Raw genomic sequence first — 22,709 nt, 5'->3', positions numbered from 1 at the left:
CGGTCGTCATGTCTCCAAACTACCTGACTAGAGTAAGTCAACCCACGAACTGTAGATAGTTCGTGGTCCATCCACTCTGGAGAAGGAAGACCCCCCGATGCCATCTCGGAACCTGTTCCTGGCGATCGCTGCGCCGGCTGTCCTCACGCTGGCCAGCATCGCGCCCGCCCTCAGCACGTCCGCGTCCAGCACCGCGAGTGCCGCCCCGGCGCCCATGGACGCACCCCGTCCCAACCTCGTCTTCATCATGGCCGATGACCTCGGCTGGGCCGACCTGAGCACCGGTCTCACCAACGGCGGCTTCGGCAACGACTACAACGAGACGCCGCGCATCGACCAGCTCGCCGAGGAGGGCCAGGTCTTCACCGAGGCGTACGCCTCCGTGCAGTGCAGCCCGACGCGGACCGCGCTCCACACCGGTCAGTACGCCACCCGCCCGACCAACAACGTCTACGCCGTCGGTGCCGTCACCGGTCCGGCGAGCGCCCCGCTGCGCGGCGTCACCCAGGGTCGGCTGGCCGAGGACGGCAAGACGGCCGTCCCGGTGGGCTACACGACGCTGGGCGAGACCCTGCAGGGCGCCGGCTACACCACGGGCTACAGCGGCAAGTTCCACGTCGCGGGCTCGGCCGACGAGATCGTCGCGAGCCACGGGTTCGACGAGAACTGGGGCGGCAGCCAGAACTCGCACGCGACCTACTACTTCGCGACGAACAACCAGTTCAACGACTCGGTCTCCCCGTCGCTGGACCAGTTCGCCGGCGACTACACCCAGGACTACGTCGACGCGAACATCGCGCCGTACAGCGTCGGGGTCACCGAGGCGCAGCTCAACGCCCTCGTCGGCACCGACAAGCACGTGACCGACGCCCAGACCGACGCGGCGCTCGACTTCATGGACCGGAGCAAGGACGAGCCGTTCCTCGCGTGGGTGAGCGAGTTCGCGCCGCACTTTCCGGTCAACAACGCCCAGGCGCGGTCCGACCTGCTGGCGAAGTACCAGGCCAAGACGCCCGGCCAGGCGCCGGCCAAGCCGTCGTACGGCGCGCTGACCGAGGGTGTCGACCAGTCCGTGGCCCGGATCATCGACTACCTCGAGGAGACCCCGGACCCGCGCAACGGTGGCAAGCCGCTCGCGGACAACACGCTCGTGATCTTCACCTCCGACAACGGTGGCGAGGAGGACCCGATCAACTCGGGTGCGTACAACGGGCCGCTCCGCGAGGACAAGGGCCAGATGTACGAGGGCGGGGTGCGCGTGCCGTGGATCGTGTGGAGCAAGAACCCGGCGCTCGTCCGCGGTGGTGGTCGCCCCAACGAGACCATCATCAACAGCACCGACCTCTACACGACGCTCGCGTCCTACGCGCAGGCGACGCTCCCGGCTGGTGTGCCGCTCGACGGCATCGACCTGAAGCCGGCCTTCAGCAACGGCACGAAGATCAACCGTGAGCACTTCCACCACCTGCCGGGCTACGTCGGCGTGCAGGGTCCGGCCTCGATGGTCCGCGACGGCAAGTGGAAGCTCTACTACGAGTACACCGACGGTTCGTTCGAGCTGTACGACCTGTCCCAGGACATCGGCGAGACGATCGACCTCGCGTCGCGGAAGCCGGGGCTCGTCCACCAGCTCGGCGAGCAGCTCATCGGCTGGCTCGACGAGACGGACGCGCCGCTCGCCACGCTCCGCGCCGGCCAGGCGACGCGGGTGATCGAGGACTTCACCGGCGAGACGTACGCCGACGGTGAGGTCACCCGCCACCGCGGCGACACGATCACCATCGCGGCCGGCGACCCGGTGCCGTTCGTGCTGCCGAAGCCGTAGTGAGCGGGGCGGATCGTCCTTTCGGCCGAGCAACACGGCCGAGAGGCCGATCCGCCCGTCTCTGCAGTGCTCGATCGTGGAGCCATGACATCACTGCAGACCCCGACCCGAGCGCACCGAGAACGAGTCGTGGGAGCGACGGCGATCGCGTTGGCTGCGTCGCTGGTGATCCAGAACGCGGTGGTGGTGTGGACGGAAGCACCGGCGTACGGGGACCCGATCACGGAGGTCCTCGCCTTCCACGCGGAGAACCGGGGCGCGGTCGCGATCGCCGTCGGCCTGGAGGCGCTGAACCTGCCGCTGCTGCTCGGGTTCGTGACCGGCCTCCACGGGCTCGTCGAGCGCCGCGGGGGTGCGGGCGCGGACCGGTCGCGCCTGGCGGTGGCCGCAGGCGCGGCACTCTCGGCGATCTTCGCGCTGTACGCCGTCCTGTGGAACGGTGTCGTGCTGTCCGCCGGCGAGCTCGTCGTGCCCACTCCGGAGCTCGAGCTCGCCTGGCAGCTGCATGCAGCAGCGTTCGCGCTGGCGTTGCCGGCGCTCGGCACCACCTTCATCGGCGCTGCGCTGGCGACGCACGCGAGCCTGCTGACGCCGCCGTGGCAGCGTCTGCTCGGCGTGGCCGGGGCAGGCCTGCTGATCGCCGCCGGGACGGCCAACCTCGCGATCGCGGACGGCTCGCCGCTCCTGTTCGTGGGGCTGCCGGGCTACTTCGCCTGGCTCGTATGGCTGCTCGCGACCGGCGTACGACTGGTGCGCGCTCGTACGGCTGACGGGATGGTCCCTGTACGTTCGGGAGCATCGCCGACCGGAGGAGCGACCCATGATTGAGCTGACCCCGGGTCAGGAGATCACCCTCACCGCCGTGGACGGGACGCCGCTGACCAAGGTGCAGATGGCGGTCGGCTGGGACCACGCCCCGACTGCCGGCTTCATCGGAAGCGGCGCAGCGCCCATCGACCTCGACGCCTCGGCCGTGCAGTTCGCCGGCGGCCAGCTCTTCGACCTCGCGTTCTTCAACAACCTCGCGACCCGGGACGGATCGGTGGTCCACCTGGGCGACAACACCACCGGGAAGGGCGACGGGGACGACGAGGTGATCACGGTGGACCTCAGCCGGGTCTACGCCAAGGTCGAGTCGATCCTGTTCCTGGTCAGCAGCTATCAGGGGCACTCGCTCGAGTACATCCGCAACGCCTACTGCCGGCTCGTCGACGACAACGACACCGAGCTGGCCCGCTTCACCATCACCCTCGGGGTTCGCGAGACCGGGCTCGTCATGGCGAAGCTGTCCCGTGACGGCTCGGGCTGGAAGCTCGGCGCCATCGGCACCGGCATCGCCCTGAAGACCCCGACGGACTCGATCGAGGCACTCCTGCCTTTCGTCTGAGGCTCGCGGCCGGGCGCTGTCGGTGGCGACTTGTAGCGTCGGAGACAGATTCGAGCGAGCGAGCTCGGGCCCCACGGATAGCCGCACATCGGCTGAACTCACCTCACAGACACGGCCCCTCCTGTTGTTGACGCGCCTCCATGGCGCGGAGAGGTCCAGTCCCGTGAGTGCCATCCCAGCCGAGAGCGATTCTCCGTGGCGTGCGCCCGGCGTCGACGCCGACGCGTCGCCACAGGTGACCGCGCTGCTGCTGCGCCTCGAGCGGGTGCTGTCATACCTCCACGAGGTCTCGTGGGGAGCGCTGACCGACGCGGACGTCGTACGGCTGCTCGACGCGACCACCGCTGCCTCGGGCCGGCTGACCAGCCGGCCGCAGCCGGCGGACGCACGCGGAGGCGGCCCGGCTCACCAGGCTCGGCACGGCGCTCGAGTCCGGCCAGCACGCGTCGGTGGCGCGCGAGCTGGCCGCGGGTGGACTGCGCGTCGAGCAGGCGCGGGTCATCGTCGAGGCGGTCGACGCCCTGCCCCGCTCGGTCGACGCGGACGTACGTGCTCGGGCGGAGGCGGCACTGCTCAAGCTTGCGACCGAGCACGATGCCCGCGACCTCAAGCAGATCGGGAAACGGATCCTCGACGTCGTGGCGCCCGAGGTGGGGGAGTGCCACGAGGCCGACGCGCTGCAGAAGGAAGAGGCCCGCGCCATGGCTGCCGTCGAGCTCAGCCTGCGCGAAGACGGCGAGGGTCGCTGCCACGGCCGGTTCACCATCCCCTCGCACGTCGGCGCGATGTTGAAGCGACACCTGCTGGCGCTCGCCAGCCCGGCACGGCACACCGAGGCCGAGATGCGCGACGAGTCCGGCGACTGGAAGCCGCTGCGCCGTCGCATGGGCGAGGCGTTCGTCGAGTACGTCGAGCGCTACCCGACCGACGCCACTCCGCAGACCGCTGGGGTCAACGCGACCGTCGTGGTGACGATGACCCTCGAGCAGCTGCTGGCCGAAAAGGCCACGGCGCTTCTCGATGACGGCACGCGGATGTCCGCCGGTCAGGCGCGCCGGTTGGCGTGCGAGGCTGGGATCGTCCCCGTGGTGCTCGGCATGAAGTCGCGGCCGCTCGACCTGGGTCGCCTGGCCCGCCTCTTCAGCAAGGCCCAGCGCATCGCCCTCGGCCTCCGCGACCGAGGCTGCACTGCACGCGGGTGCGAGACCTCTGCCTCCGGCTGCCACGCCCACCACGACGACCCCTGGTCGAAGGGTGGGCTCACCGACCTGGCCAACGGCCGGTTGCTGTGTCCGCGCCACCACCGCCTGGCCCATGACTCGCGCTACGCGATGACGGTCCATGCTGACAACAAGGTGAGCTTCGTGATGAGGACGTAGGAATGCCGACCACGCCCATTCCTCCCACTTGTCCACCGATGTCGTGATGAGGTGCGATGGTTCGAACGTCGCGCCACATTCCCGAGTACCGGAGGCCAACATGACGTGGGCAAGAGCGCCCCAGGCCGACGACGTTCTGGACGCAGCAGTGGCTCTGGCGGCGTTTGCCGCTGCAAGTCCTGCGCTTGACGTGCGGCCATCGGTGCGTCGAGAGGTCTTGCGGACGTACGTGCTGTCCCTCGTCACCCAGGGAACGCTGCCCGGAAAGGGGCGAACGAGGTACGTCAGTGACGGAGCCGCGGGCAACGCGGGCGAACGGTTAGAACACGAGCACGTGTACACGCGCAAGTACCTGACCGATCTAGTCCTTCTCAACCCACACCAGGATGCTGTGCGGTGGCTTCTGACTCATCTCGCGATAGGCGCGACAGTTACCCGCTCTGAACACATGCGGCTGACGCGCGTACCCGGCTCAGTCCAAGGCTGGGATCGGTACGCAGCCGCCGGAGTGACTGTCACGGACTTGGCCACGGGCTCGGTGGTGTCCGAGAACGTGCACATCCCGGGGTGGATTCGTCAGCCGGGCCAGATCGGGTCGATGGGCCGCGTTGCGTTCCCCATCGACGCCCTCGATCAGTTCCTAGCGAGCGATGAGCTTCGAGATCTGTTGGATCCCGAGATCACCGAGCTCCATGGGGCGCGCGACTGGAAGATGCGGCGCGCGGAAGCATTAGAAAGTATCGGAATCGTCTCCCGAGCCGCCGGGCAACAGTTCGAGTCGCGCGAGGATGCGCGAAAGCAACTCTTCGAGCACGCAAGCGGCGGCGGGTTCGGTATCCGCGACTGGCTGCAGGACGCAGTGATGGCAATCCTGATCCCTCGCACCTAGTCACTTGTCAAGGATCAGCTCATCCGGCGCAGCACACCGACCGGCACTCGCTTGACCACGAAGCCGAGCGGCCCCCAGGGCCACGCGGGCACCCGGGCCGACTTCTTCTCCTTCTCGATGGCGTCGACCATGGCGCGTACGCCCTTCTCGGTCGAGGCCACCAGCGGCGTCTTGGCGGACGTGCCCGACATCTCGGAGACGATGTAGCCCGGATAGAGCACGGTGACCTTGATCGGGGTGCCGTGCACGTCGGCGCGGAAGCCCTCGGCGAGGTGGGCGACCGCGGCCTTGGTGGCGGCGTACGTCGTGATGTTCCTCGGCATCCCGCGCAGCGCGGAGAAGCTGGAGACCATGACGAGGTGGCCGGCGTTCTGGGCGCGGAAGATCCCGGCCGCGGCCTCGGTCTGGGCGAGGGCGCCGATGAAGTTGGTCTCGGCGGTCTCCTTGTTGGCGTCGAAGCGTCCGGTGCCGAGCGGCTGGCCCTTGCCGAGGCCGGCGTTGACGACGACCTTGTCGAGCCCGCCGAGCTCCTCGCGGAACTCCTCGAAGACCCGGAAGACCGCGTCGTGGTCGTTGACGTCGAGCGCCTTGACCGAGACCCGGACGCCCGGATGCGTCCGCGTGATGTCGGAGGCGACCTCGTCGAGCCGGTCCGTACGCCGGGCGCACAGCGCCAGGTCGTAGCCGAGTGCCGCGAACTGGCGGGCCATCTCGGCGCCGAGGCCGCTGCTCGCGCCGGTGATGAGGATCGAGGGCATCGGTGAGTCCTAGCGGTAGGTGACGAGGTCGGGGGAGAGGTGGTCGTGGGCGTTGAACGAGACGAGGGTGGTGCCGCGGCCGCCGCGCACGATCGTCGAGGTGCCGGTGTTGATCGAGACCGGGTTGAGCCGGAGCCAGAGGTCGGTGCGGGCTGCGGTGTCGTCGGCGAGCAGGCAGGCGACCGTCCACGCGATCGATCCGCCGCTCGTGAGCACGACAGCAGTCCCGCGAGCCGGTAGGGAGTCCGTGAGGCGGGCCATTGCGGCATCCACCCGCGCGGTGAAGGCGGCGAAGGACTCGTCGTACGCCTCGTCGTGCTCGCCGGACGTCCAGCGTCGCGTCGCCTCCTCGAACCAGCGCTGGAAGGCCGCCTTCTCCGACTCGCCCTCCACTGTCGTCGGCTCGTCGTGCACGCCGAGCACCTGGTCGTGGTCGAACTCGTTCCAGCCGGCGTCGACCACCGGCTCGCCAGCCCAACGCGCCGCCTCGAGGACGCCGGCAGCGGTCTGGACGTGGCGACGCATCTGGCCGACGACGACGCGGTCCGGCGCGATGCCGCGCGCGGCCAGGGCAGCGCCCAGCACGCGGGACTGCTCGTGGCCAGTGGGGGAGAGGTTGTCGTAGTCGGCCGCGCCGAACGACGCCTGGCCGTGCCGCACCAGGAGGATCGAGCTCATGCGATGAGCCCGTCGAGCCGGCGCCCGATGATCTGCACGGCCGGACCGAACAGGGCGTACATCTCGTTATTCGTCTGACCGTGGAAGTAGCGGTAGTAGATCTGCTGGGCGATCGCCGCCATCCGGAACAGCCCGAAGACCTCGTAGAACCGCCACTGCTCGGGCGTCACGGAGCGGCCGGTGCGCTCGGCGTACGCCGCCACGAACTCGTCGCGGGTGAGCATCCCCGGCAGGTGCGTCGGCACCCGGCGCATCATCTGGAACTCCTCGGTGTCGTCGGCCTGCACCCAGTAGGCCATCGAGCCGGCGAGGTCCATGAGCGGGTCGCCGAGGGTCGCCATCTCCCAGTCGAGCACGCCCACCACACGGGTGACGTCGTCGGCATCGAGGACGAGGTTGTCGAGCTTGAAGTCGTTGTGGATCACGCAGTTCGCGACGTCGTCGGGCTGGTTCACGTCGAGCCACGCCATCACCGTCTCGAGGTCGGGCACGTCCTCGGTGCGGGCGTTGCGGTAGCGGGTCGACCAGCCCTCGACCTGGCGCCGCACGTAGCCCGTGCCCTTGCCGAGGTCGGCGAGGCCAGCGGCCTCGGGGTCGATGCCGTGCAGCTCGGCGAGCACGTCGACCGCGTCGAGGCAGAGCGCGCGGGCCTGCTCGGGGGAGAGTGGCACGTCGGCCGGCCACTCGCTGCGCGGGATCACGCCGGCGATCCGGTCCATCGCGTAGAAGTCGCCGCCCACCACGTCGGCGTCGTCGCAGAAGGCGACCATCGGGGCGACGTAGTCGAAGACCGGTGCCAGCGCCGACTGGATGACGTACTCACGGTGCATGTCGTGCGCGCCCTTGGCCTTGGTGCCCTGCGGGGCACGCCGGACGATGAGGTCGCGGCCCGACGGATAGCGCAGCAGGTAGGTGAGGTTGGACGCGCCGCCGGTGAACTGACGGATCGCGGGCTCGCCGTCGAGGCCCTCCGGCGTGCCGGCGTGGGCGCGGAGCCAGTCGGCTACCCGCGCCACATCGAAGGCGTCCTCCTCGCGGACCTCCCGCGCGCCGGGTACGGCGGTCACGATCCGGCCGCCTGGAGCTTGGCCGCCTGGTCGCGCATCACCACGTCGTAGGCCGGCCGGTCGGCCCACTTGAGGAAGTAGGCCTGGCGAGCGGGCTCGTCCGGCACGATCACGTCGTCACCGGCGTCGATCCCGGCGAGCACCGCGGCCGCGATGTCGTCGGCGGTGATCCGCGAGCGCTCGACCAGGCCGCCGACGACCTGGCCGACGAGCTCGTCGCTGCCCTGCATCGAGTCCATCAGGTTGGTGCGGAAGTAGGACGGGCACACCACGCTCGCGCGGATGCCGTACGACGCCAGCTCGTGGCCGCACGTCTCGGTGAACGCCACCACCGCGGCCTTCACCGCGTTGTACGAGCCCATCCCGCCCGGGTGCACGAGCCCGGCGAGCGAGGCGACGTTGACCAGGTGGCCGGAGCCCTGCTCCTTGAGCAGCGGCACGAACGTCCGGGTGCCGCGCACCAGGCCGAAGAGGTTGATGTCGGTGATCCACTGCCACTCCTCGAGCGTGCAGCGGTCGACCCGGCCCCCGCCGGCGACGCCGGCGTTGTTGACCAGGACGTCGAGGCCGCCCCACCGCTCGCGTACGGCCTCGAGCGCGCCTGCCCAGTCGTCGTCCGAGGTGATGTCGAGGACCAGGTCGATGCCCTCGGCGGCGACCCGGTCGGTGGCCAGCACCTCGTCACCCCGGGCGCGGAAGGCCGTGACCAGGGCGGCGCCGAGGCCGGACGCCGCGCCGGTCACGAGCACCCGGCTCATGAAGCGTGCTTCCCGAGCTCGATCTTGGCGATGACGTTGCGGTGCACCTCGTCGGGGCCGTCGGCCAGCCGCAGCGTCCGCGCGCCCACCCAGGCGGAGGCGAGCGGGAAGTCGTCGGAGACGCCGGCGCCGCCGTGCAGCTGGATCGCCATGTCGATCACGTCGAGTGCCATGTTGGGCACCTCGACCTTGATCTCGCTGACGGCGGAGTACGCCTCGCGGCTCATGCCCTGGTCGAGCAGCCACGCCGCGTGCATCACCAGCAGGCGCGAGCGGTTGATCGCGATCCGTGCGTCGGCGATGCGCTCGCGGTTGCCGCCGAGGCTGGCGATCGGCTTGCCGAACGCCGTACGCGAGAGCGCGCGGGTGCACGCCAGCTCGAGGGCCCGCTCGGCGAGGCCGATGGCGCGCATGCAGTGGTGGACGCGGCCCGGGCCGAGGCGACCCTGGGCGATCTCGAAGGCCCGGCCGGGGCCGAGCAGGACGTTGGCGGCCGGCACGCGGACGTTGTCGAACGACACCTCGCCGTGGCCCAGCGGCTCGTCGTAGTAGCCCATCGTGGTGAGCATCCGCTCCACGGTCACTCCAGGAGCGTCGCGGGGGACCAGCACCATCGTGTGGCGCGAGTGCCGGTCGGCCTCGGGGTCGGAGAGGCCCATGAAGACGAAGATCTTGCATTCGGGGTTGCCCACGCCGGTGGACCACCACTTGCGGCCGTTGATGACGATCTCGTCGCCGTCGACCTCTGCGGTCGCGGCCATGTTGGTCGCGTCCGAGGACGCGACGTCCGGCTCGGTCATGCAGAAGGCGCTGCGGATCTCCGCGCGCAGCAGCGGCTCGAGCCACTGCTCCTTCTGGGCGTCGGTGCCGTACTTGAGCAGCACCTCCATGTTGCCGGTGTCGGGGGCGTTGGAGTTGAAGACGAGCGGAGCCATGAAGGAGCGGCCCATCTCCTCGGCCACCGCGGCGTAGTCGACGTTGGAGAGTCCCTCGCCGCCGTCGGTGCCGAAGTCCGCGGCGTAGTGACCGGCGTGCTCGGCCGGGAGGAAGAGGTTCCACAGGCCTTGCGCGCGGGCCTTGGCCTGCAGCTCGCCGATCACCGGGTCGGGCGTCCAGTTGTCGCCGCCCGACTCGCGCAGCCGGGTGATGCGGGCGTGCGCCTCGGCCTCGATGGGCTCGACCTCGGTGGACACGAAGGCGCGCACCCGGTCGCGGAGGTCGGCGGCGCGGGGAGAGAGGGAGAAGTCCATGCTCTTGACCCTCGCACACTGTTGAGCAATGCTCAACAGTGTGTCCCACGGTTCAGCAAAAGGTGCCGCAGCGCCCGTACGCCGCCGCCTGACTGCGGAAGACCGGCGCCGCCAGCTCGTGGGCATCGGGCTCGCCAAGATCGTCGAGAAGCCGATCCAGGACCTCTCGCTCGACGACATCGCGGCCGAGGCGGGCATCTCGCGGGGCCTGCTCTTCCACTACTTCCCGACCAAGACCGACTTCTACCTCGCCTGCATCGCCGCCGCCGGGCGCCGGATGCTCCGTACGACCGCGCCCGACGAGGACCTCCCGGGCGAGGAGCAGGTCGAGATGGTGACGCGGCTGATGGTGGAGCAGATCGAGCGCCGCCGCGACTTCTACCTCGCGCTCGTGCACGGCCACGGGGTCGCGGACCCGCGCGTCAGCGAGGTGATGGACTCGGTGCGCGACGGCAGCACCGAGCGGGTCGTCCAGGCCCTCGACGTGCCGGAGCGCCAGCGCGACGTCGTACGCGCGTGGTGGGCCTACACGGAGGACCGGGCGCTCACCTGGTCGGCAGTGCCGACCGGCGAACGCCCGGTCCCGGTGTCGGAGCTGGTGGCGGAGTGCGTCGCCGCGCTCCACGCCCTCCTGGCCATCACGGCCTGACGGCTACTTCGTGACGCGACCCGACACCGCGAAGCGCGCCTTGTCGTCGAGCGGACGACCCTGGCAGGCCAGGACCGTGCGCTTGCCGCAGGTGTAGCGCGTCGATCCGTTGACCAGGGTCACCGAGACGGCGCCGACCTTGCGGTTGTCGAAGCTCACCTTGATCCGGCCGTCGCCGCCACGGTTGAGCCGGACCATCTTGACCTGGCGCTTGCCGTCGAGCAGGTGCACGACGACGACGGCGGACGGGGTGGTGCGCTTGACCGGCCCGGTGACCGCGAGCGATAGCTTCCACTTCTTGCCCGACAGGCCCTTTCCCGGTGCGTAGACGTACGACGCCGAGGCCAGGTGGTTGACCTTGGTCGCGAAGCGCTTGGACCGCTTGCCCTTGCTGAGCTGCTTGCCGCCGTCGACCTTGGGGAACGCGTACTCGGCGCCCTCGGGGAAGTTGACGGCGGGGGTGAGGTTGCCGGCGGCGTACTTCGCGTAGACCTTGGCCAGGCCGCCCTTGCGCTTCAGCACCTTCTGCAGGGCAGTGATGCTGTACTTGCCGCCGTCCTGCTTGAGCGAGCCGGCCTGCTCCCAGGCCTTCTTGACGATGTCGATGCCGTAGTTGCTCGACAGGTGCTCCCAGAAGACCCAGTTGCCGTACTGGTAGCCGGCGTTGCGGCTGAACGCGTCGAGCGGGACGTTGGCAGCGTAGATCTGGCTCCACGGGAAGTACTGCCGGTTGTCGTTGACCTGGGTGGCGATGCGCTCCTCCATCCAGGTGGCGGTCGCCTCCATCATCCACGGGTCCTCGGCGTAGTCGTAGGCGTACTGGACGGCGTGGAAGAACTCGTGGGCGGCTGTGACGACGAGGTTGTCGGTCGGCGTGCCGGTGGGGAACTGGGCCGCGGCGAAGTCGTTGTCGAGGACGCAGTAGCCGGAGCCGGTGCGCTTCTTGACCCGCTTCTCGCCGGCGCAGAAGCCGTAGATGTCGCCGCCGAGGTCCTTTAGGTAGACGTCGAAGAGCGGGCTGCCGCCGCGGGTGCCGTCGGTCAGCGGTGCGCGGTAGCCGAGCTGGTCGACGATGGTGCTCCACACGGAGTCCATGACCGCCAGGTTCTGCGCGGGCCACTCGGGCGACGGCGGTGCGTCGGTGCCGGCGGCGACGTAGTGGAGGCAGAGGCGCGTGTTGCAGATCGGCGCAGCCTCGGGCTCGGTGTAGCCGAAGCCCTGGTCGTCACCGGCGCCGTCGGTCGGGCGGGCGAGCAGGGCGTTGGCGATCTTGCGGTCGTTGCCGCGCAGCTCGGACTTGCGCAGCCACAGGTCGCGCAGGGCCAGCGTGGCCGACGGGTCGCGCCGCAGCGCTTGACCGGACAGCACGCGACGGGCCGTGGAGAGCGAGTCCTGGGCGGTCGGCTCGCCGAAGGCGGGGAGCGCGGGATCGGGGGCGACCTCGAGTCCCGGGACGGTCGGTCGGTCGGCGTCGGCGGCGACGGCGGGCGCGGAGAGAACCGCACCGCCCATCAGTGCCACGGCCAGGGCTGTGGTGACGATTCGGCGCATGGTTCCCCTCGTGGTTGTCATCTCGGAGGCGACCCTAACCCAGCCGGGTGACAGCCAGAGGACGGCTCAGAGGTCGGCGATGTGCTCGATGATCGCCGTGGTGGAGATGGCGGGGGTGCGCTCGAGGTAGACGACCTCGCACACGTCGCCGAGCTCGTCGAAACGGCCGGCCCAGTCGTCGCCCATGACCAGGACGTCGGCGCCGTGCTCGATGACGTAGTCGCGCTTCTGCTCGAGGCTCTCCTCGACGAAGACCGCGTCGACGACCTTGAGGGCGCCGACGATGGCCAGCCGCTCGCGCTGGCTGAAGATCGGGGCGCGGCCCTTCTTGCGCTCGTTGAGCGCATCGGCGGAGACACCGACGACGAGCCGGTCACCCAACGCCGCAGCGCGCTCCAGCACGCGCAGGTGCCCGACGTGGAAGACGTCGAACGTCCCGAAGGTGATCACGGTGCGAGGCATGCGCGGCATTCTGGCATGGTCGGGGAGGATGGGAGACATGGCCGCTACTTCGCCCCCGATCTCCCTCATCACGCCCGATCCGGACGCTGACGAGGCACGTCGCCGCGGCCTCCGCCAGATGCGTACGGTCGCCGTCGGCCTGCTGCTCCTCGCCGCCTGCGTGTACGTCGCCACGCTGGGCCGGGACGGCTTCTGGGGGTTTGTCAACGCAGGCGCCGAGGCGTCGATGGTCGGTGCGATCGCCGACTGGTTCGCGGTGACCGCGCTCTTCAAGCACCCGATGGGCCTGCCGATCCCGCACACCGCGCTGATCCCGCGCCGCAAGGACGAGCTGGGCAAGGGGCTCGAGGAGTTCGTCGGGGAGAACTTCCTGCAGGAGGACATCATCCGCGAGCGGGTCGCCGCCGCGACGATCTCGGCGCGCGTGGGCGACTGGCTCAGCGATCCCGCCAACGCCCGCCGCGTCGTCGACGAGGTCTCCGACGTGGCGGCCATCGCGCTCGGCAAGGTGCGCGACGACCACATCGCCGACCTGGTGACCCAGGCCTTCGTGCCGCGGTTCCGCGAGGAGCCGATCTCGCCGCTGCTCGGCACCACGCTGATGGAGGTGCTCCGCGACGACCTGCACCACGGCGTCGTCGACCTGGTGGTCGAGGAGATGCACCGGTGGCTGGTGGACAACCCCGACACGTTCGCGCGGGTGCTGGGGGAGCGGGCGCCGTGGTGGGCGCCGCCCAAGCTCAACGACGCGGTGACCACGCGGATCCACACGGAGGCGGTCGCCTGGGTCGAGGACATCCGAGACGACCCGCACCACCGCGCCCGCGACGCCCTCGACTCGATGCTCGGCCAGCTCGCCCACGACCTGCTCAACGACGCCGAGACGCAGGCCCGCGCGGAGGCCTTCAAGGTGCGGCTGCTCGACCACCCCCAGGTCGTCACCACGGCCATCTCGCTGTGGAAGGCGATGCGCTCGGCACTGCTCGTCTCGATCCGCGACCGCGAGGGCGCGGTCCGCCAGCGGCTGCTGTCGGAGCTCAACCTCTTCTCCGGGCGGCTGCGCGAGGACGCGGCGCTGCGCGAGCGGCTCGACCGCACCGCCGCCGACCTGACCGTGTTCATGATCGAGCGCTACGGCGCCGAGCTGACGACGGTCATCACGCACACCATCGAGCGCTGGGACGGCAAGGAGGCCGCGCGCCGCATCGAGCTGCACGTGGGCCGCGACCTGCAGTTCATCCGGATCAACGGCACCATCGTCGGCGGCCTGGTGGGCATCGTCATCCACGCCGTGAGCCTCGCGGTCGGCTGAGGCCCGTCCTCAGGCCAGGCAGGGCTTCATCACGGGCATGACCCGCGTCGTGCCCTGGCGCGCGTGGGCGTACGCGTCGTCGAAGTGCGCGAGGTACTGGTCGTGCAGCCACCGGTTGCCGACGACCCGCACCATCACCTCGTCGTTGTAGAGCAGGCCGCCACACGTCGTGTTGGACGTCCCGGTCACGACCACGTCGCTGACCTTGCCGCGGAACCCGGCGTGCGCGACCAGCATCTTGTCGTGGGTCAGCACGGTGCGGACGAGTGCGTCAGGGATGTCGCCGGTGGGCTGCGGGGACTCGAGCCAGTTCTCCACGGTGTCGCGCGAGGTGACGATCCGCACGCGGCACCCCGCGTCGGACAGTCGCGCCAGCTGGCGGCGTACGTCGTCGCGCTGGATGACCGCGAACATGGCCGACACCCGCGACCCGCGCGGGCACGACAGGTCGCGCAGCGTGGTCAGGAGCAGGTCGCTGCGGTTGGGGTAGACCGACGCCGTGATCGTGCCGTTGGACCAGGTCTTGCGCCGGTCGTCCCACCGGGTGCCGCCGGCCTTCACGCTCTGCGCCTCGAGCCGGGCGAAGTAGTCGAGCCCGAAGGCGTACAGGCCTGGGTCGTCGATCTTGAGGAAGGAGTTGTACTGGCGGTACTGCCGGTCCTCGAGGTTGGCCGAGGAGGTGATGAAGGACTGCACCCCGCCGATCTCGGTCAGGTAGAACTTGAGGTGCTGCACGTCCTGGCTGTCGGGGTACGGACCCGGTGCCCGCCACGGCAGGCAGGCGCCGTCGCAGATGGTGACGTTGGTGCGGTCGGGGTCCTGCTGCTCGATCGTCTCGATCAGCCGACGGCCGTGGCGGTTCAGCCGCAGGTCGTCGTCGCCGACGAGGTAGACGACCGCGCCGCGCCGCTGGGCGGCGATGAGCGCGTCGGTGGGCGGCTTGATGTCCCAGCGGAACATGGCGACCCGGATCGTGTCCCCGGGGCCAGCTGCGTCGAAGAGCGTGCTGGCGCGGCCGAGCACCGTGGGGTCGGCCGTCACCGTCGGCGGCGAGGTGAAGCAGGCCTCGATGCCGCCGCGGATCGCGCAGCCCGACTTCCCGGCAGCCGCACTCTGGCCGGATGCAGTGGACGTCGTCAGCGCGGCCAGGCCCAGCAGGCCGGCTGCGAGCTTCAGGATCCAGCGTCGAGTCCGCACGGTCGCCGACCCTAGCCGCAGTGGTTGACTGGACACATGACATCCGAACCCGTCGACGTGCCGATCCGCGACGAGTCGATCCGGCTGGGCCAGTTCATGAAGCTGGCCAACCTGGTCGAGTCCGGCGCCGAGGCCAAGCCCGTCATCGCCGACGGTGCGGTGTCGGTCAACGGTGAGGTCGAGACGCGCCGAGGCCGCCAGCTCGCCCCGGGTGACGTGGTCACGATGGGCGGGCAGGTGGCCAGGGTCGCCACCGGAGAGGTCGAGATCGACGTCCCCTGGTGAGGCGCTACTTCACCTCGCGGTGCAGCACCCGGTAGGTGCCGACCGCGAGCGGCAGCAGCACCCACACGGCACCGGAGGTGGCGAGGTGGGCCCAGTCCTTGCCCGCCATCTCGCCCGTGAACAGCGGAGCGGTCACTGAGTCGAGGTTGAGCCATGTCCCGGCGTCCTCGAGCGCGCCGATGATCGAGGTGGCGATCGACCAGACGGTCGGCAGCACCAGCACCGTGACGATCGCGACGGGGGTGTTGAGGAACAGCAGCCCGAACGCGACGCCCTGCAGGACGAAGATCATCAGCGCCAGCACGACACCGCCGGCGGCCGCAGCCGACAGGTCCCACTCGCCGGTGCCGAAGGGGGTCGCTGCAGCAGCGGCCGCGAACGCGACGACGAGGAGCGCCAGGGCGAGCAGCAGGGCGGCGAGCGCCTTGGCCAGGACCACCCGGCCACGACGCGGCTCGAGGGTGAACGTGACCAGCCCGGTGCGCTGCGACCACTCGGCGGTCGTGGCCATGATGCCCAGGATCGGGAGCAGCATCGCGAGGGGCACGGTCGAGAGCTGCACCAGGCTCGCGAACGTCGCTTCCTCGGCCGGTCCCCAGATGATGAACGCTGCGAGGACGACCACGGTCGCCGCCGCCATCACGATGACCATCCAGCGCCCGGCGCGGGTGTCGACCATCTTGCGGAGCTCAGCCTGGAGCGTGCGCCCGAAGGGGACGCCCGGCCGTCCGGCCAGGGGCTGGGGAGTGGGTGCGGTGGGGCTCCCGCCGACGGCGGGGGTGCCGGCGTACGTCGTGGTGGTGCTCATGCTGCTTCTCCTTCGCGGGACGTGGCGGCCGTGAGGCCGAGGAACATCTCTTCGAGGCCTTCGGAGCCGCCGGTGCGCAGCTCGAGGAGCACGATCCGCTCCGCGGCGGCGATCCTGCCGACGACGGCGGGCTCGGCGTCGACGACCAGCCCGGAGCCGGTGCGCGTGACCGGGACGTCGGCCTGCTCGAGCAGCGCGACCAGTCGCGTGTCGTCAGTGGAGTGGACGGTGGTGCCGCCTCGGCTGAGCAGCTCGTCCTTGGAGCCCATCGCCACGATGCGGCCGCGACCGATCATCACCAGGTCGTCGGCGACGATCTGGACCTCGTGCAGCAGGTGGCTCGAGAGCAGCACGGTGCCGCCGCCGTCGGCGAAGCGCCGCAGCAGCCCGCGCATCCAGTGGATGCCCTGCGGGTCGAGGCCGTTGGCCGGCTCGTCGAGGATCAGCACCTGCGGCTCGCCGAGCAGCGCCGCGGCGATGCCCAGCCGCTGGCGCATGCCGAGCGAGTAGTTGCGGACCCGGCGGCCCGCCTCGTCGTCGGTGAGGCCGACGACTGCGAGCACCTCCTCGACCCGCGCCTTCGAGACGCCGACGGAGACTGCCGCGACGCGCAGCACCTCGCGGCCCGTACGACCCGGGTGCTGCGCCGACGCGTCGAGCATCACGCCCACCTGGCGGCCCGGGTTGTGCAGATCGCGGAAGGGCTGCCCGAGGATGGTGGAGCGGCCCGCGGTGACGGGCGTGAGGCCGGTCATCATCCGCATCGCGGTGGACTTGCCGGCTCCGTTGGGCCCCAGGAACCCGACGACGCTGCCCGGGCGGACCTGGAAGGAGATGTCGTCGACGGCGGTGAAGCCGCCGTAGCGCTTGGTGAGGTTCTCGACTGTGATCATGGCTCTAGCCTCCGTGAGCAACGGGTCCGGGACATCGGGCGCAGGGCTCGACGACCTCCACCCCAGGTATCGCCGTACGCGCCAGGTCGACACCTGGGTCGGACGCGGCCACGACTCCGGTCGCCCTAGGCTCGGCCCATGATGGCGACGATGTGGCGCTACGCGCTGGCGCTGCTGATCAGCGCGGTCGCCTGGGGCGTCACGGTCTTCACTGCCGTCGACGTGGGCGTGAGCGATCGCCTGATGACGTGGCTGCTCGTCGGAGACCTGGCCCTCGGCGTCGCCTCCTTCGTCCTGATCCGGTGGCGTCACCGTCAGCCCACCCTCATCGGCATCGTGCTGGGGCTCTTCTCCTTCGTCTCGACGTCGAGCGTCGGCCCGTCGTCGTGGGTCGTCGGCTCGCTCGCCGCGCACCGTCGCTGGCGGCTGCTCTCGGTCGTGGTGCCGCTCACCGTTGCCGGCGGGGTGGTGCAGGAGCGCATCGGCGCCACCGAGGACCCCCTCCCGCTGTGGGCCTCGATCGCCTTCGGCCTGCTGGTCGCCGGGATCCTCGTTGCGACCGGCTACGCGATGAGCTCGCAGCGCCAGCTCCTCGACTCCTACCGGGATCGCGCCCTCACCGCCGAGCGCGAGCAGCTCGCCCGCGTCGCCCAGGCACGGGCGGCCGAGCGCACCCGCATCGCGCGCGAGATGCACGACGTGCTCGCGCACCGGATCTCGCTCGTCGCGATGAACGCCGGCACGCTGAGCTATCGCACCGACCTCTCGGACGACGAGCGCGCCTCGGCGGCGAGGTCGATCGAGGACAACGCGCACCGGGCGCTGTCCGACCTGCGTGCGGTGCTCGGGGTGCTGCGTGACCCCACGCTCCCGACGGACGGCACGCCGGAGCGGCCGCAGCCGGGGATCGACGACGTCGCCGCCCTGGTGGCGGACGAGGCCGCCGGCGGGATGCGCGTACGCCTTGCGAACCGCGTGGACGACGAGATGCCCGCCGCCACCGGACGTACGGCCTACCGGATCGTGCAGGAGGCGCTCACGAACGTACGCAAGCACGCGACCGGGACAGCCGTCACCGTCGACATCGCCGGCACGCCTGACGACGGTCTGGTGATCGCCGTGCGCAACGCCGCGCCGGTGGGCGCCGTGCCCGGACCTGCCCTGCCGGCGTCAGGCCTCGGACTGATCGGCCTCGCCGAACGGGCCGAGCTGGCCGGTGGCCGGATCAGCCACGGGGTCGACCCGACCGGTGGCTACGCGGTGCGTGCGTGGATCCCGTGGATGCCGTGAGCACCGCGATCTCGCTCGTGGTCGTCGACGACGACCCGATGGTGCGCGCCGCGCTCCGGATGATGCTGGGCGGTGACTCGGGGATCACCGTCGTCGCCGAGGCGGGTGACGGCGAGGAGGCCCTGCGCGTGGTACCGGCGTCGGGCGCCGACGTCGTGCTGATGGACATCCGGATGCCCGTGCGCGACGGGTTGAGCGCGACCGAGGAGCTGCTGCGCACGCATCCGCACCTCAGGATCATCGTGCTGACGACCTTCGACACCGACGACATGGTGCTGCGTGCCCTGCGGATCGGGGCGGCGGGGTTCCTGCTGAAGGACACCAAGCCCGCCCGGTTGGTCGAGGCCATCCGGACGGTCGCCGCGGGGCAGCCGATGTTGTCGCCGAGCGTCACCGCCCAGCTGATCGCGGCCGTCACCCGCGACGGTGCGACCACGGCGGCGCAGGAGCGCACGCGCTCTGCCACGGACGCCCTCTCCGCGCTCACCGAGCGGGAGCGCGACGTCGCCGACGGGGTGGCCCGCGGCCTGAGCAACGCCGAGATCGCCGCCGAGCTCTTCATGGGCGTGCCGACGGTGAAGACGCACGTCGGACGGATCTTCGCCAAGCTGGGCGTCGAGAACCGGGTGCAGGTCGCGATCCTGGTCCACGACGCCCAGGGCTGGGCGTCGGGCGGCTAGCGGACCTCGAGCAGGTCCACCACGAAGATCAGCGTCTCGCCGGGCTTGATCGCCCCACCGGCACCGCGGTCGCCGTAGCCGAGGTGCGGCGGGATGACGAGGCGACGGCGGCCGCCGACCTTCATGCCCTGCACGCCGGTGTCCCAGCCGGAGATGACCTGGCCGATGCCGAGGCGGAACTGCAGCGGGGTGCCACGGTTGTAGGACGCGTCGAACTCCTCGCCCGAGGAGTGGGCGACACCCACGTAGTGGACCGACACGGTCGAGCCGGACGTGGCCTCGGCACCGTCACCCTCGACAAGGTCGGTGACCTCCAGGTCGGTGGGCGCCTCGCCCATGTGGGGGTCGACGTCGGGCTTCTCGCTCACAGGTGTCTCCGTTCAGTTGCGTTGTCAGGTCTGGTGCACGTAGTTGTCGAGCTGGTCGCGCTCGAACTCGAGCTCGCCGATGCGGTTCTTGACCACGTCACCGATGGAGATGATGCCGGTCAGCTTTCCGTCGGCGACCACCGGGACGTGCCGGATGCGGTGCTCGGTCATGGTCTGCATGAGGTCGGTGAGGCCGTCGGTGCCGGAGCACGTCCGCACGTCGGCGGTCATGATCTCCCGGACCTGGCTCTCGAGCACGGCGGCGTCGGAGTTCAGGCGGCGTACGACGTCGCGCTCGCTGACGATGCCCGAGACCCGCTCGCCGTCGTCGCTCACCACGAGCGCTCCGACGTTGTGCTCCGCGAGCAGCGCGATCAGCTCGCGCACGGTCGCGTCGGGGCCGATGGTCACCACCTGGTGGCTGGGCTTGGCGTTGATGACGTCGTTGATCTTCACGGTCTCGACCTCTCGCTCGTCCAGTTTCCTGGGACTACTGATGGGTCACCGTAGCGCTCAATCGAGGACCGGAGGGGCCTGGCGCTCGCGCAGGCTGCTCACCGAGCCGGGGCCGCGGCGCGGCACGTCGGGGTCGGCGTCGTCGTCGTCCATCGCGCCGAGGAAGGACAGCGCGGCGTCGTGGAGGTGGCCGTTGGTGGCGAGGGCGTTGCCGCCCCACGGACCGTCGGTGCCGTCCAGCGAGGTGAAGCGGCCACCGGCCTCGCGCACGATGACGTCGAGCGCTGCCATGTCGTAGAGCGCCAGCTCCGGCTCGGCGGCGATGTCGACGGCGCCCTCGGCCAGCAGCATGTAGGACCAGAAGTCGCCGTACGCACGGGTGCGCCAGCAGCGCCGCGACAGGGACACGAAGTCGTCGAGCCGGTCGCGCTCGTCCCAGCCCGAGAGGTTGGAGTAGCTGAGCGACGCGTCCTCGAGGCGGCGTACGTCGGAGACCTCGCACTTCGTCGCCTTGAGGAGCGAGCGGCCGGTCCAGGCGCCGTTGCCGACCAAGGCCCACCACCGACGCTGGAGCTGCGGCGCGGAGACGACGCCGAGGACGATCTCGTCGTCGACCGCGAGGGCGATGAGGGTGGCCCAGACCGGGACGCCGCGGACGAAGTTCTTGGTGCCGTCGATCGGGTCGACGATCCAGCGCCTCTGGCTGTGGCCGGTGGTGCCCTGCTCCTCGCCGATGACCGCGTCGCGCGAGCGGACCCGCGAGAGTGTGCGGCGGATGCCGTCCTCGACAGCCGAGTCGGCGTCGGTCACCGGAGTGAGGTCCGGCTTGCTCATGACGTGCAGGTCGAGCGCCTTGAAGCGCGACTGCGTCGTCGAGTCCGCGTCGTCGGCAAGGACGTGCGCCAGGCGCAGGTCGTCGGTGTAGTCAGTGGAGCCGGTGATGGGCATGGTTCACAGGCTATTCCCAGCAACCGGTCCTACCCTGCACGCATGGAACTCAACGGTGTGCCGCTGCACCCGCTCATCGTCCACGCGGTGGTCGTCCTCGGTCCTCTGGCCGCCCTCACGGGACTCGCGTACGCCTTCGTCCCGCGGTGGCGCTGGCTCCTGCGCTGGCCCCTGGTCGTCCTCGCAGTGGTCACCGCGGCGGCGGCGGTCCTGGCCACGCAGTCCGGTGAGGCGCTGCTCGAGTCGCGTCCCGAGCTCGAGCCGCTGGTCGAGGAGCACGAGGAGCGCGGCGAGCTGCTGCGCAACGTGGCGCTCGGCTATGCCCTCGTCTCCCTGCTGGCGGCGTGGGCACTGGGCGGCGTCTCGGCGCTGGCGTCGGGCAGGGGAGCGCGGGAGACCCGGCTGGGGATCCCGGTGATGGCACTGCTGACGGACGGTGCGGTTGCCCTGGGGGTGTGCCTGTTCCTCGCCGGCGACTCCGGCGCCCGCGCCGTGTGGGGGTAGGTCGCGACGTCCTCGCGCAGGACAGGAGCTGCAGACGGCACATGTGGCGTCGTCAGCGGGGTACGGACGCCTGTACCAGCCCGCCGACGAAAGGACCGAGATGTTCGACAAGAAGAGCAACATCGCCGCACAGGAAGCCTTCGGCGAAGCGGTCAACACCGGCAATGTCGAGGCCTTCGACCAGCTGGTCGCCGCGGACAGCGTCGACCACGACCCGGCACCCGGGCAGCAGCCTGGTCCGGAGGGATACAAGGCGTTCTTCAACGAGATGCGCACCGCGTTCCCCGACATGCACCTCGACGTGGACACGATGGTCGCCGACGACGACAAGGTGGCGTTCGCCTACACGCTCAGCGGCACCCACCAGGGCGCCTTCCAGGGCCACGACGCCACAGGCAAGTCGATCAAGGTCAGAGGCATGCAGATCAGCCGGTTCACAGACGGCAAGATGACTGAGCGCTGGGGCAGTTCCGACGAGCTCGGAATCCTGACCCAGCTCGGGTTGGCGTGAGCCCGTGTTGAACCATGTCCGACGCGGAAGCGGCAGTCCACTGTTGCTCGTGCACGGTCTGGGCGCAGGGTGGCGATCCTGGGCCCCCGTGATCGACGACCTGGCCGAGCGCCGTGAGGTCATCGCTGTCGACCTACCGGGGTTCGGTGAGACGCCGGCGTTGACCGGCGAGGTCTCGATCGCCACCCTGACCGACTCCGTTGCGGACTTCATCCGCGAACAGGGGCTGGACGGGGTCTCCACCGTGGGCCAGTCGATGGGCGGCCGGATGGTGCTCGAGCTTGCGCGGCGCGGAGTCGGCGGCGACACCGTGGCGTTGGACCCGGGCGGCTTCTGGAGCGACCGCGAGCTGGCCGTCTTCGGCGCCACGCTGCGTCCGTCGATCGCTCTGGTCCGGGCGCTGCGAGGAGTGCTGCCAGCACTGCTCGGCAACCCGGTGGGCAGGACTCTGCTGCTGGCGCAGTTGTCGGCGCGACCTTGGGCGCTCTCGGGCGAGACCGTGTTGCCGGACGTGCGCGGGCTGGCCGACTCCCCGTCGACCGGCGCGGCGCTGGACGCCCTGACCAAGGGGCCCAAGCAAGAGGGCGCGCCGGCTGGCACAGTGCCCGGCCGGGTCACGATCGGGTGGGGACGCCGTGATCTGGTGACCGTGCCGAGACAGGCCGCACGCGCCACGGAGCTGTTCCCCGACGCGGTGCTGCACTGGTTCGAGCGATGCGGTCACTTCCCACAATGGGACGCACCGCGGGAAGCCACTCAGCTGATTCTCGACAGCACAGATTGAGGTCGGTTGCTCCCGCCGGC

At 70.4% G+C, this 22,709-nt stretch carries 26 protein-coding genes and 1 pseudogene; 14 read left to right on the top strand and 13 right to left on the bottom strand.

The features are described from left to right. Positions 1 to 97: 97 nt before the first annotated feature. The 6 genes and pseudogenes from EUA94_RS01395 to EUA94_RS01375 all read left to right on the top strand — a co-directional run bounded on the left by EUA94_RS01395 (position 98) and on the right by EUA94_RS01375 (position 5,480). Positions 98 to 1,825 (top strand): sulfatase-like hydrolase/transferase, encoded by a 1,728-nt coding sequence (locus tag EUA94_RS01395; RefSeq protein ID WP_129423942.1) that lies wholly within the window; start codon positions 98 to 100, stop codon positions 1,823 to 1,825. A gap of 84 nt (positions 1,826 to 1,909) precedes the next feature. Beyond that, positions 1,910 to 2,653: a hypothetical protein gene (locus EUA94_RS01390; RefSeq protein ID WP_129423940.1), complete on the top strand. Its 744-nt coding sequence runs from the start codon at positions 1,910 to 1,912 to the stop codon at positions 2,651 to 2,653. Further along, the gene (locus tag EUA94_RS01385) at positions 2,646 to 3,212 is read left to right on the top strand and encodes a TerD family protein (protein WP_129423938.1); all 567 of its coding nucleotides are present in this window, start codon (positions 2,646 to 2,648) and stop codon (positions 3,210 to 3,212) included. Before EUA94_RS01390 ends, EUA94_RS01385 begins: the two co-directional genes overlap by 8 nt. 389 nt (positions 3,213 to 3,601) lie before the next feature. After that, a pseudogene (locus EUA94_RS01380) lies at positions 3,602 to 4,378 on the top strand (DUF222 domain-containing protein); the annotation flags it as partial. After that, complete coding sequence (locus tag EUA94_RS23020; protein ID WP_340640846.1) at positions 4,370 to 4,591, top strand: HNH endonuclease signature motif containing protein; 222 nt, start codon at positions 4,370 to 4,372, stop codon at positions 4,589 to 4,591. The pseudogene EUA94_RS01380 and the gene EUA94_RS23020, both read left to right, overlap by 9 nt. A 541-nt stretch (positions 4,592 to 5,132) precedes the next feature. Next, a complete protein-coding gene (locus tag EUA94_RS01375; RefSeq protein ID WP_129423934.1) occupies positions 5,133 to 5,480 on the top strand; it encodes a hypothetical protein in 348 nt (115 codons plus the stop codon). A gap of 14 nt (positions 5,481 to 5,494) precedes the next feature. Here the strand turns inward: EUA94_RS01375 and EUA94_RS01370 are convergent, their stop codons facing one another. From EUA94_RS01370 to EUA94_RS01350, 5 genes are read right to left on the bottom strand one after another with little or no spacing between them, the layout of a single operon-like run. After that, entirely contained in the window at positions 5,495 to 6,238 is a 744-nt protein-coding gene (locus EUA94_RS01370) for an SDR family oxidoreductase (protein ID WP_129423932.1), read from the bottom strand. 9 nt (positions 6,239 to 6,247) lie between these two features. Next, on the bottom strand, positions 6,248 to 6,916 hold the full coding sequence (locus EUA94_RS01365; RefSeq protein WP_129423931.1) for a histidine phosphatase family protein: 669 nt from the start codon (positions 6,914 to 6,916) through the stop codon (positions 6,248 to 6,250). After that, complete coding sequence (locus EUA94_RS01360; protein ID WP_242494609.1) at positions 6,913 to 7,983, bottom strand: phosphotransferase family protein; 1,071 nt, start codon at positions 7,981 to 7,983, stop codon at positions 6,913 to 6,915. The genes EUA94_RS01365 and EUA94_RS01360 overlap by 4 nt, the downstream gene beginning before the upstream one ends. After that, positions 7,980 to 8,741, bottom strand: coding sequence for an SDR family NAD(P)-dependent oxidoreductase (locus EUA94_RS01355; protein ID WP_129423929.1), 762 nt, complete (start codon positions 8,739 to 8,741; stop codon positions 7,980 to 7,982). The genes EUA94_RS01360 and EUA94_RS01355 overlap by 4 nt, the downstream gene beginning before the upstream one ends. Beyond that, the gene (locus EUA94_RS01350; protein WP_129423927.1) at positions 8,738 to 9,991 is read right to left on the bottom strand and encodes an acyl-CoA dehydrogenase family protein; all 1,254 of its coding nucleotides are present in this window, start codon (positions 9,989 to 9,991) and stop codon (positions 8,738 to 8,740) included. The genes EUA94_RS01355 and EUA94_RS01350 overlap by 4 nt, the downstream gene beginning before the upstream one ends. A gap of 28 nt (positions 9,992 to 10,019) precedes the next feature. Between EUA94_RS01350 and EUA94_RS01345 the strand changes: the two genes are divergently transcribed. Beyond that, the gene (locus EUA94_RS01345; RefSeq protein WP_207210349.1) at positions 10,020 to 10,640 is read left to right on the top strand and encodes a TetR/AcrR family transcriptional regulator; all 621 of its coding nucleotides are present in this window, start codon (positions 10,020 to 10,022) and stop codon (positions 10,638 to 10,640) included. 3 nt (positions 10,641 to 10,643) lie between these two features. Here EUA94_RS01345 and EUA94_RS01340 read toward each other — a convergent pair whose 3' ends face one another. Together EUA94_RS01340 and EUA94_RS01335 are read right to left on the bottom strand one after the other, a co-directional pair. Continuing rightward, complete coding sequence (locus EUA94_RS01340; RefSeq protein WP_129423925.1) at positions 10,644 to 12,191, bottom strand: MXAN_6640 family putative metalloprotease; 1,548 nt, start codon at positions 12,189 to 12,191, stop codon at positions 10,644 to 10,646. 66 nt (positions 12,192 to 12,257) lie between these two features. Further along, positions 12,258 to 12,653 carry an FAD synthase family protein gene (locus EUA94_RS01335; protein ID WP_129423923.1) on the bottom strand — a complete coding sequence of 132 codons (396 nt, stop codon included), beginning with the start codon at positions 12,651 to 12,653 and terminating at the stop codon, positions 12,258 to 12,260. 37 nt (positions 12,654 to 12,690) lie between these two features. On the opposite strand from EUA94_RS01335, the gene EUA94_RS01330 reads away from it, so the two are divergent. After that, positions 12,691 to 13,965, top strand: coding sequence for a DUF445 domain-containing protein (locus tag EUA94_RS01330; RefSeq protein ID WP_129423921.1), 1,275 nt, complete (start codon positions 12,691 to 12,693; stop codon positions 13,963 to 13,965). Between the two features lie 9 nt (positions 13,966 to 13,974). Here the strand turns inward: EUA94_RS01330 and EUA94_RS01325 are convergent, their stop codons facing one another. Further along, entirely contained in the window at positions 13,975 to 15,162 is a 1,188-nt protein-coding gene (locus EUA94_RS01325) for a phospholipase D-like domain-containing protein (protein WP_129423919.1), read from the bottom strand. Between the two features lie 36 nt (positions 15,163 to 15,198). On the opposite strand from EUA94_RS01325, the gene EUA94_RS01320 reads away from it, so the two are divergent. Next, on the top strand, positions 15,199 to 15,447 hold the full coding sequence (locus EUA94_RS01320; protein WP_129423917.1) for an RNA-binding S4 domain-containing protein: 249 nt from the start codon (positions 15,199 to 15,201) through the stop codon (positions 15,445 to 15,447). Between the two features lie 4 nt (positions 15,448 to 15,451). Here EUA94_RS01320 and EUA94_RS01315 read toward each other — a convergent pair whose 3' ends face one another. Together EUA94_RS01315 and EUA94_RS01310 are read right to left on the bottom strand one after the other, a co-directional pair. Continuing rightward, positions 15,452 to 16,255 (bottom strand): ABC transporter permease, encoded by an 804-nt coding sequence (locus EUA94_RS01315; protein WP_129423915.1) that lies wholly within the window; start codon positions 16,253 to 16,255, stop codon positions 15,452 to 15,454. Next, positions 16,252 to 17,148, bottom strand: a complete 897-nt coding sequence (locus EUA94_RS01310) for an ABC transporter ATP-binding protein (RefSeq protein ID WP_129423913.1) — start codon at positions 17,146 to 17,148, stop codon at positions 16,252 to 16,254. Before EUA94_RS01310 ends, EUA94_RS01315 begins: the two co-directional genes overlap by 4 nt. A gap of 138 nt (positions 17,149 to 17,286) precedes the next feature. Between EUA94_RS01310 and EUA94_RS01305 the strand changes: the two genes are divergently transcribed. Next, complete coding sequence (locus EUA94_RS01305; RefSeq protein ID WP_129423911.1) at positions 17,287 to 18,438, top strand: sensor histidine kinase; 1,152 nt, start codon at positions 17,287 to 17,289, stop codon at positions 18,436 to 18,438. Further along, entirely contained in the window at positions 18,435 to 19,118 is a 684-nt protein-coding gene (locus EUA94_RS01300; RefSeq protein WP_207210348.1) for a response regulator, read from the top strand. The genes EUA94_RS01305 and EUA94_RS01300 overlap by 4 nt, the downstream gene beginning before the upstream one ends. On the opposite strand, the gene EUA94_RS01295 is transcribed toward EUA94_RS01300, so the two are convergent. The 3 genes from EUA94_RS01295 to EUA94_RS01285 are packed head-to-tail and all read right to left on the bottom strand — an operon-like array spanning position 19,115 to position 20,890. Continuing rightward, entirely contained in the window at positions 19,115 to 19,456 is a 342-nt protein-coding gene (locus tag EUA94_RS01295; protein ID WP_129424107.1) for an FKBP-type peptidyl-prolyl cis-trans isomerase, read from the bottom strand. The two genes, EUA94_RS01300 and EUA94_RS01295, sit on opposite strands and share 4 nt — an antisense overlap. A 54-nt stretch (positions 19,457 to 19,510) precedes the next feature. Beyond that, positions 19,511 to 19,942 carry a CBS domain-containing protein gene (locus tag EUA94_RS01290; RefSeq protein WP_129423909.1) on the bottom strand — a complete coding sequence of 144 codons (432 nt, stop codon included), beginning with the start codon at positions 19,940 to 19,942 and terminating at the stop codon, positions 19,511 to 19,513. A gap of 57 nt (positions 19,943 to 19,999) precedes the next feature. After that, a complete protein-coding gene (locus tag EUA94_RS01285) occupies positions 20,000 to 20,890 on the bottom strand; it encodes an inositol monophosphatase family protein (RefSeq protein WP_129423907.1) in 891 nt (296 codons plus the stop codon). 42 nt (positions 20,891 to 20,932) lie between these two features. Here EUA94_RS01285 and EUA94_RS01280 point away from each other — a divergent pair, with 42 nt between their 5' ends. The 3 genes from EUA94_RS01280 to EUA94_RS01270 all read left to right on the top strand — a co-directional run bounded on the left by EUA94_RS01280 (position 20,933) and on the right by EUA94_RS01270 (position 22,689). Continuing rightward, the gene (locus tag EUA94_RS01280) at positions 20,933 to 21,394 is read left to right on the top strand and encodes a DUF2231 domain-containing protein (RefSeq protein ID WP_129423905.1); all 462 of its coding nucleotides are present in this window, start codon (positions 20,933 to 20,935) and stop codon (positions 21,392 to 21,394) included. Positions 21,395 to 21,494: 100 nt separating this feature from the next. Beyond that, complete coding sequence (locus EUA94_RS01275) at positions 21,495 to 21,905, top strand: ester cyclase (RefSeq protein ID WP_129423903.1); 411 nt, start codon at positions 21,495 to 21,497, stop codon at positions 21,903 to 21,905. A 4-nt stretch (positions 21,906 to 21,909) separates the two neighbouring features. Next, on the top strand, positions 21,910 to 22,689 hold the full coding sequence (locus tag EUA94_RS01270; protein WP_129423901.1) for an alpha/beta fold hydrolase: 780 nt from the start codon (positions 21,910 to 21,912) through the stop codon (positions 22,687 to 22,689). Positions 22,690 to 22,709: the final 20 nt, after the last annotated feature.

The sequence above is a fragment of the Nocardioides zhouii genome (assembly GCF_004137345.1).
GTDB lineage: Bacteria > Actinomycetota > Actinomycetes > Propionibacteriales > Nocardioidaceae > Nocardioides > Nocardioides zhouii.
Note: the sequence above shows the minus strand (reverse complement) of the source record. Positions and strands in the feature narration are given on the sequence as shown.

Bases quoted from the DNA above. Each gene is read 5' to 3' on its own strand.
- EUA94_RS01395 (WP_129423942.1), top strand. From the start codon at position 98: ATGCCATCTCGGAACCTGTTCCTGGCGATCGCTGCGCCGGCTGTCCTC.
- EUA94_RS01390 (WP_129423940.1), top strand. From the start codon at position 1,910: ATGACATCACTGCAGACCCCGACCCGAGCGCACCGAGAACGAGTCGTG.
- EUA94_RS01385 (WP_129423938.1), top strand. From the start codon at position 2,646: ATGATTGAGCTGACCCCGGGTCAGGAGATCACCCTCACCGCCGTGGAC.
- EUA94_RS01370 (WP_129423932.1), bottom strand. From the start codon at position 6,238: ATGCCCTCGATCCTCATCACCGGCGCGAGCAGCGGCCTCGGCGCCGAG.
- EUA94_RS01365 (WP_129423931.1), bottom strand. From the start codon at position 6,916: ATGAGCTCGATCCTCCTGGTGCGGCACGGCCAGGCGTCGTTCGGCGCG.
- EUA94_RS01355 (WP_129423929.1), bottom strand. From the start codon at position 8,741: ATGAGCCGGGTGCTCGTGACCGGCGCGGCGTCCGGCCTCGGCGCCGCC.
- EUA94_RS01350 (WP_129423927.1), bottom strand. From the start codon at position 9,991: ATGGACTTCTCCCTCTCTCCCCGCGCCGCCGACCTCCGCGACCGGGTG.
- EUA94_RS01345 (WP_207210349.1), top strand. From the start codon at position 10,020: ATGCTCAACAGTGTGTCCCACGGTTCAGCAAAAGGTGCCGCAGCGCCC.
- EUA94_RS01340 (WP_129423925.1), bottom strand. From the start codon at position 12,191: ATGCGCCGAATCGTCACCACAGCCCTGGCCGTGGCACTGATGGGCGGT.
- EUA94_RS01335 (WP_129423923.1), bottom strand. From the start codon at position 12,653: ATGCCTCGCACCGTGATCACCTTCGGGACGTTCGACGTCTTCCACGTC.
- EUA94_RS01330 (WP_129423921.1), top strand. From the start codon at position 12,691: ATGGCCGCTACTTCGCCCCCGATCTCCCTCATCACGCCCGATCCGGAC.
- EUA94_RS01320 (WP_129423917.1), top strand. From the start codon at position 15,199: ATGACATCCGAACCCGTCGACGTGCCGATCCGCGACGAGTCGATCCGG.
- EUA94_RS01315 (WP_129423915.1), bottom strand. From the start codon at position 16,255: ATGAGCACCACCACGACGTACGCCGGCACCCCCGCCGTCGGCGGGAGC.
- EUA94_RS01310 (WP_129423913.1), bottom strand. From the start codon at position 17,148: ATGATCACAGTCGAGAACCTCACCAAGCGCTACGGCGGCTTCACCGCC.
- EUA94_RS01305 (WP_129423911.1), top strand. From the start codon at position 17,287: ATGATGGCGACGATGTGGCGCTACGCGCTGGCGCTGCTGATCAGCGCG.
- EUA94_RS01295 (WP_129424107.1), bottom strand. From the start codon at position 19,456: ATGGGCGAGGCGCCCACCGACCTGGAGGTCACCGACCTTGTCGAGGGT.
- EUA94_RS01285 (WP_129423907.1), bottom strand. From the start codon at position 20,890: ATGCCCATCACCGGCTCCACTGACTACACCGACGACCTGCGCCTGGCG.
- EUA94_RS01280 (WP_129423905.1), top strand. From the start codon at position 20,933: ATGGAACTCAACGGTGTGCCGCTGCACCCGCTCATCGTCCACGCGGTG.
- EUA94_RS01275 (WP_129423903.1), top strand. From the start codon at position 21,495: ATGTTCGACAAGAAGAGCAACATCGCCGCACAGGAAGCCTTCGGCGAA.